This is a genomic window from Burkholderia sp. 9779_493 (assembly GCF_015712215.1).
GTDB classification, from domain to species: Bacteria; Pseudomonadota; Gammaproteobacteria; order Burkholderiales; family Burkholderiaceae; genus Burkholderia; species Burkholderia cenocepacia.
In genome coordinates this window covers 1-16,929 of the sequence record NZ_JACCQA010000069.1, presented here as the reverse complement: position 1 = coordinate 16,929, position 16,929 = coordinate 1, and the positions used below count along the sequence as shown (strand labels likewise).

Annotated in this window: 15 protein-coding genes; 11 read left to right on the top strand and 4 right to left on the bottom strand. The window is 69.0% G+C overall.

The window, feature by feature from the left end; translation table 11 throughout:
* Both H0X95_RS34910 and H0X95_RS34905 read left to right on the top strand, forming a co-directional pair.
* The coding region (locus H0X95_RS34910) for a hypothetical protein (RefSeq protein ID WP_230877759.1) at nucleotides 1–793 on the top strand (793 nt) is incomplete at its 5' end.
* Between the two features lie 627 nt (nucleotides 794–1,420).
* On the top strand, nucleotides 1,421–1,780 hold the full coding sequence (locus tag H0X95_RS34905) for an avidin/streptavidin family protein (protein ID WP_059721039.1): 360 nt from the start codon (nucleotides 1,421–1,423) through the stop codon (nucleotides 1,778–1,780).
* Nucleotides 1,781–2,050: 270 nt separating this feature from the next.
* Here the strand turns inward: H0X95_RS34905 and H0X95_RS34900 are convergent, their stop codons facing one another.
* Complete coding sequence (locus H0X95_RS34900) at nucleotides 2,051–2,821, bottom strand: NAD(P)H-dependent oxidoreductase (protein WP_059721040.1); 771 nt, start codon at nucleotides 2,819–2,821, stop codon at nucleotides 2,051–2,053.
* Nucleotides 2,822–2,934: 113 nt separating this feature from the next.
* On the opposite strand from H0X95_RS34900, the gene H0X95_RS34895 reads away from it, so the two are divergent.
* The 4 genes from H0X95_RS34895 (at nucleotide 2,935) to H0X95_RS34880 (ending at nucleotide 7,269) form a co-directional block, all read left to right on the top strand.
* The gene (locus H0X95_RS34895) at nucleotides 2,935–3,822 is read left to right on the top strand and encodes a LysR family transcriptional regulator (RefSeq protein WP_034203742.1); all 888 of its coding nucleotides are present in this window, start codon (nucleotides 2,935–2,937) and stop codon (nucleotides 3,820–3,822) included.
* A 286-nt stretch (nucleotides 3,823–4,108) separates the two neighbouring features.
* Nucleotides 4,109–4,759 carry a hypothetical protein gene (locus H0X95_RS34890; RefSeq protein ID WP_059721041.1) on the top strand — a complete coding sequence of 217 codons (651 nt, stop codon included), beginning with the start codon at nucleotides 4,109–4,111 and terminating at the stop codon, nucleotides 4,757–4,759.
* 288 nt (nucleotides 4,760–5,047) lie between these two features.
* Nucleotides 5,048–5,767 (top strand): response regulator transcription factor, encoded by a 720-nt coding sequence (locus tag H0X95_RS34885; protein WP_006484292.1) that lies wholly within the window; start codon nucleotides 5,048–5,050, stop codon nucleotides 5,765–5,767.
* Complete coding sequence (locus tag H0X95_RS34880; protein ID WP_059721045.1) at nucleotides 5,767–7,269, top strand: sensor histidine kinase; 1,503 nt, start codon at nucleotides 5,767–5,769, stop codon at nucleotides 7,267–7,269. The genes H0X95_RS34885 and H0X95_RS34880 overlap by 1 nt, the downstream gene beginning before the upstream one ends.
* A 16-nt stretch (nucleotides 7,270–7,285) precedes the next feature.
* Here the strand turns inward: H0X95_RS34880 and H0X95_RS34875 are convergent, their stop codons facing one another.
* Both H0X95_RS34875 and H0X95_RS34870 read right to left on the bottom strand, forming a co-directional pair.
* Entirely contained in the window at nucleotides 7,286–8,386 is a 1,101-nt protein-coding gene (locus tag H0X95_RS34875) for an AraC family transcriptional regulator (protein ID WP_006498532.1), read from the bottom strand.
* Nucleotides 8,387–8,504: 118 nt separating this feature from the next.
* Nucleotides 8,505–9,296, bottom strand: coding sequence for an HAD-IIB family hydrolase (locus H0X95_RS34870; protein ID WP_059721042.1), 792 nt, complete (start codon nucleotides 9,294–9,296; stop codon nucleotides 8,505–8,507).
* 289 nt (nucleotides 9,297–9,585) lie between these two features.
* On the opposite strand from H0X95_RS34870, the gene H0X95_RS34865 reads away from it, so the two are divergent.
* Both H0X95_RS34865 and H0X95_RS34860 read left to right on the top strand, forming a co-directional pair.
* Complete coding sequence (locus H0X95_RS34865; protein WP_059721043.1) at nucleotides 9,586–11,220, top strand: AMP-binding protein; 1,635 nt, start codon at nucleotides 9,586–9,588, stop codon at nucleotides 11,218–11,220.
* Complete coding sequence (locus H0X95_RS34860) at nucleotides 11,217–12,380, top strand: AraC family transcriptional regulator (protein ID WP_195904291.1); 1,164 nt, start codon at nucleotides 11,217–11,219, stop codon at nucleotides 12,378–12,380. The genes H0X95_RS34865 and H0X95_RS34860 overlap by 4 nt, the downstream gene beginning before the upstream one ends.
* Nucleotides 12,381–12,599: 219 nt before the next feature.
* Here the strand turns inward: H0X95_RS34860 and H0X95_RS34855 are convergent, their stop codons facing one another.
* The gene (locus H0X95_RS34855; RefSeq protein WP_230878341.1) at nucleotides 12,600–13,841 is read right to left on the bottom strand and encodes an FAD-dependent oxidoreductase; all 1,242 of its coding nucleotides are present in this window, start codon (nucleotides 13,839–13,841) and stop codon (nucleotides 12,600–12,602) included.
* A 69-nt stretch (nucleotides 13,842–13,910) separates the two neighbouring features.
* Between H0X95_RS34855 and H0X95_RS34850 the strand changes: the two genes are divergently transcribed.
* The 3 genes from H0X95_RS34850 to H0X95_RS34840 all read left to right on the top strand — a co-directional run.
* Complete coding sequence (locus H0X95_RS34850; RefSeq protein WP_034203736.1) at nucleotides 13,911–14,747, top strand: AraC family transcriptional regulator; 837 nt, start codon at nucleotides 13,911–13,913, stop codon at nucleotides 14,745–14,747.
* A 205-nt stretch (nucleotides 14,748–14,952) separates the two neighbouring features.
* Nucleotides 14,953–16,743, top strand: a complete 1,791-nt coding sequence (locus H0X95_RS34845) for an acyl-CoA dehydrogenase (protein WP_196446411.1) — start codon at nucleotides 14,953–14,955, stop codon at nucleotides 16,741–16,743.
* A gap of 36 nt (nucleotides 16,744–16,779) precedes the next feature.
* The coding region (locus H0X95_RS34840) for an FAD-dependent oxidoreductase (protein WP_141718724.1) at nucleotides 16,780–16,929 on the top strand (150 nt) is incomplete at its 3' end.

Sequence of the window (16,929 nt, the reverse complement as noted above, 5' to 3'; positions counted from 1 at the left end):
TGCACTGATTGCATTGACCTGCCTGGCGCTGACCGCTTGCGGCGGTGGCGACGACAATTCCTCGCCCGCGGCGTCCGGCGGATCGGGCACGACCAACAACGGCGGCAGCGGCGGGACGGGCGGCACGCCAACGACGGGCACATCCGACGGCAATTCGGGTTCGCCGACCGCCTCGAACGTCGAGTGCGATCCGGTCTACCAGCAAGGCGATACCGTGCAACTGCACATGTACACGCAAGCGACGGCGCAGAGCCCGGCGGTTGACAACGGCGTGTACACGCGGACCTTCGCGCCGGCGACGTTCGAGGGCGTGGCGCTCACGCAGCAGGCCGAAACCACGACCGGCTCGCCGATTCAGACCAACCACTACTATCTTGTCGGCAACGGCGTGCGCACGAACTACGGCGGCGAGGTCTACAGCGGCAGCACGCTCGCGTTGCGCGATGTGAACTCGCCGCCCTATGTCGAGACGATCGGGCTCACGGGAAGCGAGACGGTGAATTATGTCGATACGCCCGTCTTTCCGTCCGGCGGCGCGCAAACGTCCGTCTCGATCCAGCGGACCTACGTCGCGCGCGAAACGGTCAGCCTCCGGAACGGCAAGGTCTTCGCGAACGCATGCCACTATCACACGACGGAGACCTTCACCAACCCGGCGTTGACCAGCAAGACGATCGCGGACGACTGGCTCGCGCCGGGTGTCGGCATGGTCAAGTCGGTCGCCGATGTGGGCGGCACGCAGATCATCACGCGCGAACTGGAATCGGCGACGGTGGGCGGCAAGTCATACTGAGTATGCATGGACGGCGGGCGGGGATTGGTTGCGCGCCCGTGGTTGACGATGCTGCGTGGCGGCATGCAGCAGGTCACGTCGTCACGCGGGCGCCGGCCCGATTTTCCGACTGGCAGGAACGTGACGGCGCGCTCTGTTGTCCGCCGTCGAGATAGCCGTTGCAACGACGGGCGTTGATAGAGCGAGCCGCGCGAATTTCATCCAGAAACCCCAAGCGGTTCAGGCGAGAAAGTTGCTCGACATCTTCCCGACGCCGTCGTGGCGACCGCAGCAGCAATGGGAAAACGTGCGGGCCCCTTGATCGGCTCATGTCGACGCAGGCGAGCCTTCGTGCCGGACGGCATCGTGTGGTCAACAAAGTGGGGGAACACAAGCGTCCGCACTGGCCGGATCGCCACATGCACCGCCTCATATCATCCGACGAGCGTCTATACTTTTTGATCGTCATGCCGGCGCCGTGGGCGCTGGTGATACATCACTATTGCTGGATTCGCGCCAGGATTTCCTGTCACGACGGTGCTCGCCCATGCGCGGCGCCGGCTTTGCGAGCCCGATTGCCGCGAGAAGGCGCCGGCGCCTGGAACGCTCGGCCCATTGGCGCGTGATCGCGTGCTCCGGAGGTGCGTTATGAACTGGATCGGTACGTGGCGTAATCAATACGGCTCCACACTTTCCATCACCGACGACAAGGAGGGCGCCATTCGTGGCGTATTCAGCACCGCGTTGCAGGACAGCGCCTTCTTCGGTCACGATCTGCCTGTCTCGGGCGTCTGGTTCGGCGATTGCATCAACTTCGCTTTCGGCATATCGAATGACCGGGTTACCGTGATCTGTTCTTTCACGGGCATGCTGCGTGACGGCAAGCTGCAGACGGTATGGCATGTCGTTACCAGCCAGGCGCCTCGGCCAGGCTCACGATCATCGGAGTCTGGATGGGCACATGCCGTCCAGACCAATGCGGATACGTTCGAGAGAGTCGCGGGGTAACGTATCTGCGAACTCGTGGTCCGGAGCGATTGCAAGGTGCGATGCCCGTTGCTGACCTGAACGGCGTGGCCAGGCGGGCGGCATGCAGGTTCGTGCCGAACGTCGTCACCGGTCCCGCCGCGCCTGGGCGGTCTCGCGCATCGGCGAGCTGCCGTGCCGCCCCGAACGCGCTGCGCGTCGAACAGGTCGGGCCAGCCTTACCCGCAGCCTTTCCTCCCGTCCGGGCGCAAGTCAATTCGACGCAGCGTCACGGAATGTCCCGTGAGGGGCTCACGCACACCCGCGCACGTACCGGTCGTACCCGACGATTCCCGGTTTGAGCGTCCCGTGCTCGTCCCAGTCATCCCAACCCGGAAATCGCAGCGGCCGGTCCGTCTGCCAGTTCGCGAGCCGGCGCGCGAGCGTGTCGCGATGCGCGGCCAGTTCGCCCGCCAGCGCCGCATCGTCCTGATACGCGTAACCGCCGTGCGCGTCCTGCACGCCATGCGCGAGCACCGGCGACAGCACGTCGTATCCCATGTAATGCAGCGAGTAATGAATCGGCCACAGCAGCAGGCCGATGTCGCCGCTGCGCCCGCCCGGGCCGAACGTCGCGGCCGGCGCACCGGTCGTGACCGAGCAGATCGCCCGCCGGCCGCGGAAGTGGCCGCGATCGTAGCGGCGGCTGCCCGTGTACAGGCCGCCGTTCACGAACACGCGATCGAACCAGCCCTTCAGCATCGCGGGCGCCGCATGCCACCAGACCGGAAACTGGAACACCACGAGGTCGGCCTGCTCGAGCCGGGCGATCTCCCGGCGCACGTCGGCGGGCAGCGTGGCATGCGTGCTCGCGTGGCGCTGTTCGACCAGCGCCGAGAACACGTCGGCGTTCGCGCGACACGGGTAGTGGCGCGGCGCCTCGACCGGATCGAACCCGTCCGCGTAGAGATCCGACACCTCGACGTCATGGCCGAGCGCGCGCATCGTCCGCGCGGCGGTGTCGCGTAGCGCGGCGTTGAACGAGCGGGGTTCGGGATGGCAATGAACGATCAGCGTGTGCATGGGCGGCGTTCCTCATGGTGTGTCGGTGAAGGCGGCTTGCGCCGGGATTTGCCTGATACGGTACGCGTTGCGAAAATGAACGGGAATTGGCCAGTTTCGCAAACGAGGTTTGCATGAATGAACAGCGGCTGTCATGGGACGATCTGCGGCTCGTGCTGGCGGTGGCGCAGGCCGGTTCGCTCGCGGGCGCGGCGCGGCGGCTCGGCATCAGCCACGCGACGGTGTTTCGCCGCCTCGCGGCAATCGAGGCCGAACTGGGCGTCAAGTTGTTCGAGCGCACCCGCGCCGGTTATGCGCCGACGCCGGCCGGCGAGGACGCCGCCGCTGCCGCCGAACGGATCCAGGACGAGGTGCATGGCGTCGAGCGGCGCGTGGCCGGTCGCGACGTGCGGCCATCGGGCACCGTGCGCGTGACGACGACCGATACGCTGCTGTCGGGCTTGCTGTCGCCGGTGTTCGCCGCGTTCCGGCATGCCTGCCCGGAGATCACGCTGGAAGTGTCCGTATCGAACGCGGTCTTCGATCTGTCGAAGCGCGAGGCCGATGTCGCGATCCGCCCGTCGTCGTCGCCGCCTGAGGTGCTGATCGGCCGCCGGGTCGGTACGATCGCACAGGCCGTCTATGCGGCACCCGGGTGGCGCGAGCGCGCCGACGATCTCGCGTGGGTCGGGCCGGACCGGCGGATGGGTTACCGGCCGCTCGAGCGATGGATGCATGCCCAAGGCGCCGATGCGCGTTGCGGGTATCGGGTCGATACGCTGCTCGGCCTGTTCGCCGCGGCACGCGCCGGCATCGGTGCAGCCGTGTTGCCGTGCTACCTGGCCGACGACGAGCGCGATCTGGTGCGGCTGGGCGGCCGGATCGACGAACTGGCGACCGACCTGTGGCTGCTGACTCATCCGGACCTGCGCGACACCGCGCGGATTCGCGCGTTCTCGTCGTTCGTCGCAACGTCGATCGAGGCCTTGCACGCGCGGCTCGCAGGTGACGCGCATCGCTGACGGACCCGCGGGCCGGATGCTTCGGCCTGCGAAGCGTTACGGCCGCGTCGTCCTTGGCGGTGCGGCCGGCCGCATTTCCCCGAGCCTCGCGCTCCTCGCGTCGACGCACGCATGCACCTTCCGCGACGGCAGCGCCTGTGTCGCGCCGACCGCTGACGTTGGCAGCGTCCTTCGACGGCGGGCACGGACATGACTCGAAGACGGTTTGACCGAACTGGACCCGCGCCTGATCGCGGCCCCGGAAACGCCAGGCAACGACACCTGCCGCTAGCGCGTCAGACGAACGATGAAACACACTGTCCTTGCCATCCTGGTCGGCGCGTGCGCCGGTCTGCTGGCGTTCGTGGCGGCAGTGAACAACAGCAGGCAAAAGCAGGCGGCACCACGCGTACCGCGGCCGGACGCATCGCCATCGCTGGATTTTCAGTACTTTCCCGGCGAGCCGACAGGCTATGCGGGATACACCGATCACGTCTCGATGCAGCAGACCGTCAACGATGACCTTGTCGAGCATGATGCCGACTGGCAATTCAGCCGCATAGGATTCGCGAAGGGATTCCTGCGTACGGTGCTGCGCCGAGCCGATCGCTCGCCAAATGCGCCCGGCATTTTTCGCATGGAACGTGTGAGCGAAGACGATGCGATGACGATCGAGTGGATCGCACGGATGCAAACGGACGGCATCGACAACGCTTCTCCTTCGACATCGAATGTGAAGTCGATCGTGGATGGGATGGCGTCCGACATTGCGTCGACCGGACCGCGTCGCTCGACGTTCGGGAGTCGCGCCGGGGTGGACGGCCGCGAGGGGTTGGAACGCGACGAAATTTCTGCCGAGCGATTGCGCGAACTCACGAAGCTCATGCGCGACGCGGAACGCAGAGGCGCGTCGCGGGCGGCCCATGCCCGGATCGTGCCGCGGGAATCGAGAGGTTGAGGGACGGGCGGCGCCGATCCGTCGGCTGGCGAACCTTGCGCTGTCGATCGAGCGTGCCGCCCGGCGTGTCCGACATCGCGTTTCAGGGGCCAGATTGCCGCGCCCGCCCTTGACGGCGTGGGCTGACGGCGCACGCGCGGCGCAAACATAAACGAAATGTGATCCCTTGCCGCCGCAAAATTTTGCACAATGACGGCAGTGCGGCCTTCCGCCGTGCTTCGCGCCGGCTCCGATCGCCGCCCGACAACCGTGACCGAGCCCTGCTCCGACGTGCCGCCGCCCACCGCCATGGACCAACCGAAACGTATCCTGATCGTCGAGGACGACGCCGACATCGCCGACGTGCTGAGCCTGCACCTGCGCGACGAGCGCTACGAAGTCGTGCACAGCGCGGACGGCGCCGAAGGGCTGCGCCTGCTCGAACAGGGCGGCTGGGACGCGCTGATCCTCGACCTGATGCTGCCGGGCGTCGACGGCCTCGAAATCTGCCGGCGGGCGCGCGCGATGACGCGCTACACGCCGATCATCATCACGAGCGCGCGATCGAGCGAGGTGCACCGGATCCTCGGCCTCGAACTCGGCGCCGACGACTACCTCGCGAAGCCGTTCTCGGTGCTCGAACTCGTCGCGCGCGTGAAGGCGCTGCTGCGGCGCGTCGATGCGCTCGCGCGCGATTCGCGGCTCGACGCGGGCACGCTCGACGTCGCCGGGCTGGCGATCGACCCGATCGCGCGCGAAGCGAGCGTCGACGGCGCACGCATCGACCTCACGCCGCGCGAATTCGACCTGCTGTATTTCTTCGCGCGGCATCCGGGCAAGGTGTTCTCGCGGATGGACCTGCTCAATGCGGTGTGGGGCTATCAGCACGAAGGCTACGAACATACGGTCAACACCCACATCAACCGGCTGCGCGCGAAGATCGAGGCCGATCCGGCCGAGCCCGTGCGAATCCTCACCGTGTGGGGGCGCGGCTACAAGCTCGCCGCGCCGGGTCAGCGGGACGCATGATGAAGCTCACGCTCACCCGGCGGCTGTCGCTCGTGTTCTCGATCCTGCTGCTCGCGTGCTCGGGTGCGTCGGCATGGCTGCAGATCCGCGCGAACGACATGCGCGAGAAGGAAGTCGTGCAGGCGCTGTCGCGCGACCTGGCCACCAACATCGCCGGCAGCGCGCCGCTGATGGACGCGAACGGGTTGCGCCCCGACGCCGTGCGCACGTTGTTCGGCCAGTTGATGGGCGTGAACCCGAGCGTCGAGGTGTACCTGCTCGACAACGCGGGGCGCATCAAGGGCGACGATGCGCCGCCCGGCCACGTGAAGCGCGACCGCGTCGATCTCGCGCCCGTGCAGCGCTTCATCGCGGGCCAGCCGCTGCCGATCCTCGGCGACGATCCGCGCAGCCCGGACGCGCGCAAGGTGTTCAGCGCCGCGCCGCTGCAGCGGCCAGGGCAGCCGCCGTCGGGCTACATCTACGTGGTGCTGCTCGGCGAGGCGCACGATCGGCTCGCCGCGCGCGTCGACGCCGGCAACGTGCTGCGCACGACGCTGTGGTCGATGGCGATCGTCGCGCTGCTCGGTCTGCTCGCGGGCCTTACCGCATTCAGCTTCATCACGCGCCCGCTGCGCCGGCTGACGGCCGCGATGCGCGACTTCGACGCGAACGGTGCGCCCGGCGCGCCGGGCGCGGCTGATGTGCAGCCGCCGGTGCTGCGTTTGCCGCCGGGCCGTCGTGGCGACGACATCGCGGTGCTCGAATCCGCGTTCGCGCAGATGGCCGACCGGATCGGCGACCAGTGGCGCGCATTGACGCGGCAGGACCAGCAGCGGCGCGAACTGATCACGAACATCTCGCACGACCTGCGCACGCCGCTCACGTCGCTGCACGGCTATCTGGAGACGCTGTCGCTGAAGGCCGACACGCTGGCCGAGCCCGAACGGCGGCGCTACCTGTCGATCGCGCTCGCGCAGAGCGCGAAGGTCGGGCGGCTCGCGCAGGCGCTGTTCGAGCTCGCGCGGCTCGAATCGGGCGGCGTGCAGGCCGAGCGCGAGCCGTTCTCGCTGGTCGATCTCGTGCAGGACGTATTCCAGAAGTTCGAGCTGAGCGCGCAATCGCGCGGCGTCGCGCTGCATGCGCGGATTCCGCCGCGCGTGCCGGTCGTGTCGGCCGATCTCGGGATGATCGAGCGCGTGCTGACCAACCTGCTCGACAACGCGCTGCGGCACACGCCCGCGCACGGCGAGGTCGAGATCGCGCTGGCGCCGCACGGCGACCGCGTGGTCGTGACCGTGTCGGATACCGGGGCAGGGATTCCGGCGGCGCGGCGCGAAGGGCTGTTCCAGCGGCCGATGAGCGGCGGCACTGCGACGAGCGGCGGGCTCGGCCTGTTGATCGTGCACCGGATGCTGGCGCTCAACGGCAGCGACATCCGGCTCGTCGACCGGGCCGGGCGCGGCGCGGTGTTCGAGTTCGCGCTGGCGGTCGCGTCGTCGGCGGCGGGCGACGCACGCTGAGCTTCGATCGGCGGCGTCAGCCGCCGCGCTTGCGTCGCACGTCGCTCGGCGTCGTGCCGGTCCAGCGCTTGAACGCGTGGCGAAATCCCACCGCGTCGCTGAAGCCGAGCGTCAGCGCGATGTCCTCGGTGCTGAGCGTGGTCGTGCTGAGGTAGTCGATCGCGAGCGCCTTGCGCACGCTCGTCAGCAGTTCGCTGTACGACGTACCTTCGGCTTCGAGCTTGCGGCGCAGCGTGCGCGAGGTCATGCACAGGATCTCGGCGATCGCGTCGATGTCCGGAAACTGCCCGGGCGTGCGCGTGAGTTCCTGGTATACGCGCCGCGTGACGCCGGCCTGGCTGCGCATTTCGTCGAGCAGGCTCGCGCAGTGCGACGACACCTGCGCAGCGGTGATCGGATTCGCGAGCTGCGGCGCGCGCGTGAGCCAGGCCGCCGGATAGCTGAGCACGTGATGCGGCTGGTCGAACGCGATCGGGCATTCGAGCGCGTCGGCCAGCAGCGCACAGTGCGGCGGCTGCGGCTGCGCAAACTGCGCGCGCGCCGGCACGCACCACCCGCCCATCACGTCCTTGATGATCGTCACGTGCAGCGCGAACTGCATGTCGATCAGGAAACGGTACAGCGGCTCGTCGAGATCGGGCAGCGCGACTTCGTGGCGGTCCGGAAACAGCCACGACGCGGTATCGCCTTGTTCGACCCAGCGGATCGGGAGCATGCCGTTCGCGAGCCGGTGATATTTGACGGCGGAATCGAACGCGTGCGCGAGCGATTCCGAGCACAGCATCGCGTAGCCGTACATCCCGTAGCTCGACGCGCGCAGCCGGCGGCCGACGCGCACGCCGAGGTCGGGGCCGTCGTAGCGGGCGACCGCGTTGCGCGCGGCCGTCAGGAACTGCAGCGGCGACGTGAGCGTGAACGGGTCCGCGACGTCGGCCGGCGCGAGGCCGGTGCCGGCGAGCACGGCGGCCGGATCGAGGCCGGCTTGCGCGGCCACGTCGACCAGCACGGCCAGCTTGGCCGGCGTGAAGCGCTGCTCGCGCAACGCGTGCGCGGAAGCGGCGTCCGGCAGCCGGGCGGGACGGGCGTCGGTCGGTTTCAAGAGCGCACTGCGCGGCATGACGGGATCCTGCGTCCGAATCGATATCGTTGACGGCACGCAATTCTGCGCGGGAACGATCCCATCCGCCACCGGGTTCACCCTGATATACGCCGGCGCCACCCCGCCGCGCGGGTAGTCAGCCCCGATCGCCGGGCTGCGCGCGCAGGATCGCGTCGACGAACTCGACGAAGCCGAGGCCGCCCGGGCCTTGCGTGATCCATCGCGGCAGCGCGGACAACTGCGGCAGATACTCGATAACGGTGCTCATGCCGGCTGTATGCGTGAAATAGCCGAACATCGGCGCGTCGTTCGTGGAATCGCCCGAATAGGCGACGCACCCGGGCGCGGCGCCGGCATCGACGCCGAACGTATCCGCCAGCACGCGCAGCGACATCGACAGCTTGTCGTACCCGCCGACCCAGCCGATCACCCACAGATTGTTGATGGTTGCGTCGGCACCGGCCTCGATCAGCGCGTCGAGTATCCGGTCGTCCTGGTCGCCGCCGGTGCGTGCGTACGCGAGCGACGTCAGCCGGAAGTCCTGGTCGTCCGCGCGGCGGGCGGGCGGGACCGCCGTCGCGACATGCCGCGCGATGCGCCGGAGCGCGTCGCGTGCGCCGTCGAGCGCATCGTCCGCATGCCAATAGCGGCGTTCGGCGCCGTGCCCGTCCGGGCTGCGCCGGATGAAGAGTCCGCCGTTCTCCGCGATCACGCCGTCGACCGGCCACATCCGCGCCATCTGGTCACACCAGCCGGCCGGCGCGGCGGTGACCGGGATCACGCGGATGCCGCGCGCTTGCAGCCGCTCGAGCGCCGCATAGGTCTGCGCGGCGAGGCGGCCGCGATGCGTGAGGGTCTCGTCCATGTCGGTCAGCAGGAAGCGAACGGACGAGAAGGTGTCGGCGGGGGCCAGGGCGAGCGGCTGCATGGTCTCGGCGGATGAGGGACGGTCGTCGATTATGAAGAACGGCGACACGCCGCGCCATGCCGCTTGCTGCTTTGCAATTCGCGCCGGGGAATATGCGCGCGGCCGAGTTGCCTGGACAGGGAGCGAGCACGCATGTCCGTTTCGATCATGTTTTCGGCCGCCCGGATCATTTGCAAAGCGCGTCGCGCGGGCGATAGTCGCCGGTCAGGCGGCGGCCCGCGTCCCTCCGGCGTGCAGGCCCCGTGCGAACGGTACGCATGCTGGCGTGCCGTCCAAAGAGGAGTGAGACATGACGAAGAGACACTGGACCGGGTCGTATGGCTCGATCCCCGCCGAGATCGACGCCGATCGCCATCCTTCCGTCAGCGCGCTGCTGGACGACGCGATGCGCCGCTTCGCCGACCGTCCGGCGTTCCATGCGTTCGGCCGCACGCTCACCTATGCCGACGTCGAGCGCCTGTCGACCGCGCTGGCCGCGTATCTGCAGCAGGTCGTCGGCGTGCGCAAGGGCGATCGCGTGGCGGTGATGCTGCCCAACGTGCTCGCGTTCCCGGTCGTGTTCGTCGCCGTCGCGAGGATCGGCGCGATCCAGGTCAACGTGAATCCGCACTACACCGCGCGCGAGCTCGAGCATCAGCTCAACGACGCGGGAGTCGAGGTGGCGATCGTCTGCGGCGGGTCGATGGGCACGTTCGCGGACGTGGTCGGCGGCACGCGCGTGCGCGCCGTGCTGAGCGTGGGGCGCGAGGATCTCGGCGTCGTCGATGCGCCGGCCGGCACCTGCGACGCGCTGCCGCCCGGTTCGACCGCGCTCGCGCAGGCGATCGCCGCCGGCGAATCGCTCGCATGCGAGCCGGTGGCGCTGAGCGGCGCGGACCTGTTGCTGCTGCAATACACGGGCGGCACGACCGGCCTGTCGAAGGGCGCGGCGCTGTCGCATCGCAACCTCGTCGCGAACATCGCGCAGTTCGCGGCGATCGTGCCGGATGCGCGTCGGCCGGGCGAGGAGGTCGTCGTCACGGCGATCCCGCTGTATCACATCTTCGCGCTGACGGTGAACTTCCTGTCCTACTTCGCGATCGGCGCGCAGAACTGGCTCGTCGCGAACCCGCGCGACATGGACGGGTTCATCGACGTGCTGAAGGCCGCGCGGCCGACGGTGTTCGTCGGTGTGAACACGCTGTACGCGGGGCTCGCCGGCCATCCGCGCCTGAAGGAGGTCGACTGGTCGCGGCTGAAGCTGTCGGCCGGCGGCGGGGCGGCGGTGATCGACGTGATCTCGTCGCGCTGGAAGGCGGTGACGGGCAATTTCATTCGCGAAGGCTACGGGCTGTCGGAAACGTCGCCGGTCGTGTCGTTCAACCCGCAGTCGATCGACCGGTTCACGGGCACCACCGGCCTGCCGCTGCCGTCGACCGACGTGAAGCTGCTCGACGACCAGGATCGCGAGGTGGCGATCGGCGAGGCGGGCGAGATCTGCGTGAAGGGGCCGCAGGTGATGAGCGGCTACTGGCAGAAGCCGGACGCGAACGCGGCCGCGTTCACCGCGGACGGCTATTTCCGTACCGGCGACGTCGGCGTGTTCGACGCGGCCGGCTTCCTGCGGATCGTCGACCGCAAGAAGGACATGATCATCGTGTCCGGTTTCAACGTGTACCCGAACGAGGTGGAAGCGGTCGCGACCGCGCTGCCGGGCGTCGCCGAATGCGCGTGCATCGGCGTGCCGGACCCGCGCACGGGCGAGGCCGTCAAGCTGTTCGTGGTGCTCGCGGCGGACGCCGACGTGACGGAGGCGCAACTCGTCGCGCATTGCCGCGCGAGCCTGGCCGCGTACAAGGTGCCGAAGCTCGTCCGTTTCGTCGAGCGGCTGCCGAAGTCGACGGTCGGCAAGATCCTGCGCCGGGAACTCAGCCGCACCGACTGACGGGCACGACGCGCCGCGCGGCCGCGGCGGCGCGGCCCGGTGCGCCGGCCACGCCGAAGGGGGCGCGCGGGCCGCTCAAGTACAATGCGGTCGGTTCGATCGACGGGGACGCGATGACCGGCTCAGATTCACTTTCCGCCCGGCCCGGGCGTGCGCTGCCGTCGCCGAGCGCGACGGTGCCGATCTCGCTCGTCAACGGCTTTCTCGCGAGCGCGGGCGTGCAGCGCGACGTGGTCGAGCGCTACCTGCGCGGCGCCGGCATTCCGATCGAGCTGCTCGGCGAGCCGCACGCGCGCGTGACGGAGGAGCAGTTCTCGACGCTGTACCGCACGCTCGCGATCGACCTCGACGACGAGATGCCCGGCATCTTCTCGCGCCCGTTGCGCGGCGGCACGCTGAAGTACCTGTGCCTGAGCCTGCTCGACGCGCGCAATCTCGAAACGGCGCTGCACCGTTTCGGCCAATTTTTCCATATCCTGCTCGACGACTTCTTCGTCGAATCGAAGCGCGACGATCTCGTCGCGCAGGTGCTGCTGCGTCCGAACGACGCCATCGGGCCGATCGGCGCGCTCGGCCAGGAGCTGATGCTCAAGCTCGTGCACGGCGTGTGCTCGTGGCTGATCGGGCAGAAGATTCCGCTGCTGCAGATCGAGTTCGCGTGCCCGCGGCCGCGCCATGCGGTCGATCACCTGTACTTCTTCACCGGCGCCGTGCAGTTCGACTGCGAGCGCACGCTGATGCGCTTCAGCGCCGACTACCTCGACGCGCCGATCCGGCAGAGCAAGCGCAACCTGCGCAAGTTCCTCGCGCGCGCGCCCGGCGACTGGATCTTCGAATCGTTCAGCGAACAGCTCGTGTGCCATCGCGTGCGGCAATACCTGTCGGCGGCGCTGCCGGATCTGCCCGTGATCGACCAGGCGGCCGAGCATCTGCATTGTTCGGTGCGGACGCTGAGCCGTCACCTGGCGGCGGAAGGGACGACGTTCCAGGTGCTGAAGGACGAGCTGCGGCGCGATATCGCGATCCAGCGGCTGACCGATACGCCCGACACGATCGCGGCGATCGGCGCCGATATCGGCTTCGACGATCCGAGCGCGTTTCATCGCGCGTTCCGGCACTGGACCGGGAGTACGCCGGGGACGTATCGGCGGCGGGCGTGACGCGGGCGCGACGCTGAGTGGCGCGGATGCGCGGGTTCGCGGATTGAATCCCATAACCGGCTCCTTTTGCGGTTTCCACGGCCGGTTTTCGGCAGACATTCCCATAACCGGCGACCTTCACCGCTCGGGCCGTGCAGGCGCGCACTCGGCCGATCGTTTCCTTCGGCGTGCGTCGCCGCAATCGGCGATCTGGATTTCCGATCGACGGACACATTCCGCTCAATTCCCGGCAAACAGCCGCGCGGCCGCGCGATCGGACGCGATCACCGCGTCGGTCGCCCACACGCGCATGTCTTCCGCATATCGCGTCAGCGCGTGCCGGATATCGCCATCGTTGGCGGTCTGCCCGGCCAGCCGCGCCGCCAGCGCGGCGGCATCCCTGAGCGCCGTATTGGCGCCCGCGCCGCCGGCGGGACTCATGGCATGGATCGCGTCGCCCAGTAGCGTGACCGGGCCGGCCGGCAGCGCTACGTCGGGGCGTCCGCGACGCACGGGCAGCGCGGTGACGGCGTCGGACGGTGTGTCGAGCAGCAAACGGCGCAGCACCGGGTGCCAGTCCCGCACGACATGCCGGAGCGCGGCCGGGATTCGAGCCGCGAGCGCAGCCGTCGGGTCGGCGTCATCCAGCCCGAAGCGGCTCGACGGTCCGATCGCGGCCCAGTAGAAATAGTCGTCCGGCGGCGTGAACCGGCTGCACGGCAGCGCATGGGCCGCGAGCGCCGGCAGGTCGGTGCGGAACCGCATGTCCTCGAGGACCGCCGCGCACCCGTCGGCCACGATCACCGTGGTGGCGGCGCGCAACCCGGCGGCTTCGGGGAACACGGGATCGTCGGTCGGCAGCCGGGTCCTGCCGTAGACGCACAGGGCGCCGGTCCTGACCGGCGCGGCCGCCGGAACGAGCTGCGCGCGGAGGGTCGAATGGATGCCGTCCGCGCCGACCAGCACGTCGCACGTGACGGACCCGGACGTGCCGCTCGCGAACGTCACGTGTGCGCGGCCGTCGGGCAGTACTCGATAGCGGTCGACCGCGTGGCCGACATGCACGCGATCCTCGATGCCGGCCATCAGGATCTCCCGCAGGGTCAGCCGGTTCACGCTCAGGTCCGCCGTGTCCGGTGCGGTGTGCCAGCCGGCGGGCGCACGTCCGTGGGCGGGCGTGAGCCGGGGCGTCGCGAGCCGCACGGCGCCGGTGCCCTGCGACGCCGATGCCCGGAACAATGCCGCCGGCCCGGCCGGCAGGCAGGCCGCCAGCGCGCGCTGGCCGGTCGCGTCGATCCGGATGCGGTAGCCCTGCCTCCGGCTGTCGATGGCCGCGTCGCGCTCGTAGACATCGAACGCGATGCCGGCCTGTTTCAAGGCCTGGGCGAGGGCCAGGCCGCCGAGACCTGCACCGACGATGGCGACGTGAATGTCGTGCATGGAACGCTCTCCGTTAGCCGCGCGGGGTGCGCGGTCCGGCATGCATTGTTCCGTGCGTCACGGGTGGGCGGATAACGGCATCTGGCCGTTCAATGCCGTAGACTGGCCAATATGGATAACCGTACCGCCGCCGACCTGGCGCTTCCCGACTACAGCGAATGGCTGGACGGCCCCGCGCTGATCGCGCTGCGCGGCAATGACGATCCGGCCAGCGCGTATCGGCTCGGCACACGCGACTATGACTGGCACGCGCATGCGCGCGGTCAGGTGCTGTGTGTCGAGGCGGGGTTGATCCACGTTCATACGCCGCGCGGTGCGTGGCTGCTGCCGCCGCATCGTGCGGGCTGGGTGCCGCCCGGCATGCCGCACAAGGTGCGGGTGAGCGGCGCGCCCGGCGGCTGGGTGCTGCTGGCCGCGCCGCCGTTCTGCGCGGGCCTGCCGGACGAACCGTGCGTGATCGGCATCAGCGCGGTGCTGCGCTCGCTCGCGCATCGTGCGATCGAATGGGACAAGCACGCGCCGCTGGCGCCGGAGCACGCGAGGATGGCTGCGGTCATCCACGACGAAATCCGTCGCACGCCGCGCGAGGCGTTGCACGTGCCGATGCCCGCCGATCCGCGGCTCGCGCGGGTGGCACGGGCGCTTCTCGACGATCCCGGCAGCCGGCGCACGCTCGACGCATGGGCGGCGTTCGGTGCGATGTCGCCGCGTACGTTGCGGCGGCTCATGTCGGCCGAAACCGGGTTGAGCTTCGCGCAATGGCGCCAGCAGGCCCGGCTCGCGCGCGGCCTCGACCTGCTCGCCCGCGGCTGTCCGGTGGCCGAGGTGTCGGACCTGCTGGGTTACGCATCGCCCAGCAACTTCATCGCGATGTTCCGAAAGGCGCTCGGCGATTCGCCCGCGCACTATTTCGCCACCCGGCCGGAACGGCAGCCGGACGGGCGCTGACGCCCGCCAGACGGGCTTTCGCGGCCAGATGCGACGGCCGCCGCCGGCGCGCGACGTGGCCGGTTTTGTCACCATGTGGGCCGGATATGACAATCGGAATCGGGAGTCCCGGCGTTAGGATGGCCCATCACGTCGCGGCGCTGGCCGGTTTTGCCGTACCGGGCCCGCGTCGCGCCCTATTCACCGCCTGATTGGAACATCGACCATGAGCTATAACGCCCCCGTCAAGGACATGCTGTTCGTGCTGAAGGAACTCGCGGGCATCGACGCCGTCGCGCAGTTGCCGGGCTTCGAGGATGCGGGTTACGACACGGCGCAGGCCGTGCTCGACGAGTCCGCGAAATTCTGCGGCGAGGTGCTGGCGCCGCTGAACGTCGAAGGCGACCGCAATCCGAGCAGTTGGAAGGACGGTGTCGTGACCGCGACGCCGGGCTTCGGCGCAGCGTTCCGCCAGTTCGTCGAAGGCGGCTGGCAGGGGCTGCAGCATCCGGCCGAGTACGACGGCCAGGGGCTGCCGAAGCTGATCGCGACGCCGTGCATCGAGATGCTGAACGCGTCGAACCTGTCGTTCGCGCTGTGTCCGCTGCTCACCGACGGCGCGATCGAGGCGCTGCTGACGGCCGGCACCGACGAGCAGAAGCAGCGCTACGTGCCGAAGCTGATCTCGGGCGAATGGACCGGCACGATGAACCTGACCGAGCCGCAGGCGGGCTCCGACCTCGCGCTGGTGCGCTCGCGCGCCGAGCCGCAGGGCGACGGCACCTACAAGGTGTTCGGCACCAAGATCTTCATCACGTGGGGCGAGCACGACATGGCGGACAACATCGTCCACCTGGTGCTCGCGCGCACGCCGAACGCGCCGGAAGGCGTGAAGGGCATCTCGCTGTTCATCGTGCCGAAGTTCATGGTCAACGACGACGGCTCGCTCGGTGCGCGCAACGACGTGCACTGCGTGTCGATCGAGCACAAGCTCGGGATCAAGGCGAGCCCGACGGCGGTGCTGCAGTATGGCGATCACGGCGGCGCGATCGGCTATCTGGTGGGCGAGGAGAACCGCGGCCTCGAATACATGTTCATCATGATGAACGCGGCGCGCTTCGGGGTCGGGATGCAGGGGATCGGCGTGGCCGACCGCGCGTACCAGAAGGCGGCCGAATTCGCGAAGGAACGCGTGCAAAGCCGCCCGGTGGACGGCTCGGCCAAGCAGTCGGTGACGATCATCCATCACCCGGACGTGCGCCGGATGCTGGGCACGATGCGTGCGCTGACCGAAGGCGCGCGGGCGCTGGCCTACGTGGCTGCCGCGCACAGCGACATTGCCCACCGCCATTCGGACGAGGCGACGCGCGCGCGTCATCAGGCAATCTACGAGTATCTGGTGCCGGTCGTGAAGGGCTGGAGCACGGAGATGGTGAACGACGTCGCGAGCCTGGGCGTGCAGGTGCACGGCGGGATGGGGTTCATCGAGGAGACGGGCGCGGCGCAGTACTACCGCGATGCGCGGATCCTGGCGATCTACGAAGGGACGACGGCGATCCAGGCGAACGACCTGGTGGGCCGCAAGACGCTGCGCGACGGCGGCGCGGTGGCGAAGGCGCTGCTCGCGGAAATCGGCGACACGGTGACGGCGTTCGGCAAGCTGGACGGTGCGGCGGCCGCGTCGATGAAGGCGCAGCTGGAGAAGGGCGCGCGCTCGCTGGCGGCGGTGGTGGACTACGTGCTCGCGAACGTGAAGCAGGACCCGAACGCGGTGTTCGCGGGCAGCGTGCCGTACCTGAAGCTGGCGGGCGTGGTGCTGTGCGGCTGGCAGATGGCGCGCGCGCTGGTGGCCGCGCACGCGAACCGTGCGAGCGACCCGGCGTTCTTCGACGCGAAGATCGCGATCGCGCAATGCTATGCGGAGCACGTGCTGGTACAGGCGGGTGCGCTCGAAGCGTCGATCGTCGGCGCGAAGGGCAACGAGAGCGTGCTCGCGTTGACGGAAGACCAGTTCTGACCCACTGACGGTCGGGACGCAGCAGGAGACAGGATTTTGACCACACAGGACTTGCTCGCGCAATACGGCCCGCGCGAATCGATGGAATACGACGTCGTGATCGTCGGCGGCGGCCCCGCCGGGCTGTCGGCGGCGATCCGGCTCAAGCAGCTGGCCGCCGAGAAAGGCGCCGAGATCGGCGTGTGC

Coding starts and splice junctions, on each gene's coding strand:
- H0X95_RS34905 (WP_059721039.1), top strand. CDS start 1,421: ATGAACTGGATCGGTACGTGGCGTAATCAATACGGCTCCACACTTTCC.
- H0X95_RS34900 (WP_059721040.1), bottom strand. CDS start 2,821: ATGCACACGCTGATCGTTCATTGCCATCCCGAACCCCGCTCGTTCAAC.
- H0X95_RS34895 (WP_034203742.1), top strand. CDS start 2,935: ATGAATGAACAGCGGCTGTCATGGGACGATCTGCGGCTCGTGCTGGCG.
- H0X95_RS34890 (WP_059721041.1), top strand. CDS start 4,109: ATGAAACACACTGTCCTTGCCATCCTGGTCGGCGCGTGCGCCGGTCTG.
- H0X95_RS34885 (WP_006484292.1), top strand. CDS start 5,048: ATGGACCAACCGAAACGTATCCTGATCGTCGAGGACGACGCCGACATC.
- H0X95_RS34880 (WP_059721045.1), top strand. CDS start 5,767: ATGAAGCTCACGCTCACCCGGCGGCTGTCGCTCGTGTTCTCGATCCTG.
- H0X95_RS34875 (WP_006498532.1), bottom strand. CDS start 8,386: ATGCCGCGCAGTGCGCTCTTGAAACCGACCGACGCCCGTCCCGCCCGG.
- H0X95_RS34870 (WP_059721042.1), bottom strand. CDS start 9,296: ATGCAGCCGCTCGCCCTGGCCCCCGCCGACACCTTCTCGTCCGTTCGC.
- H0X95_RS34865 (WP_059721043.1), top strand. CDS start 9,586: ATGACGAAGAGACACTGGACCGGGTCGTATGGCTCGATCCCCGCCGAG.
- H0X95_RS34855 (WP_230878341.1), bottom strand. CDS start 13,841: ATGCCGGACCGCGCACCCCGCGCGGCTAACGGAGAGCGTTCCATGCAC.
- H0X95_RS34850 (WP_034203736.1), top strand. CDS start 13,911: ATGGATAACCGTACCGCCGCCGACCTGGCGCTTCCCGACTACAGCGAA.
- H0X95_RS34845 (WP_196446411.1), top strand. CDS start 14,953: ATGAGCTATAACGCCCCCGTCAAGGACATGCTGTTCGTGCTGAAGGAA.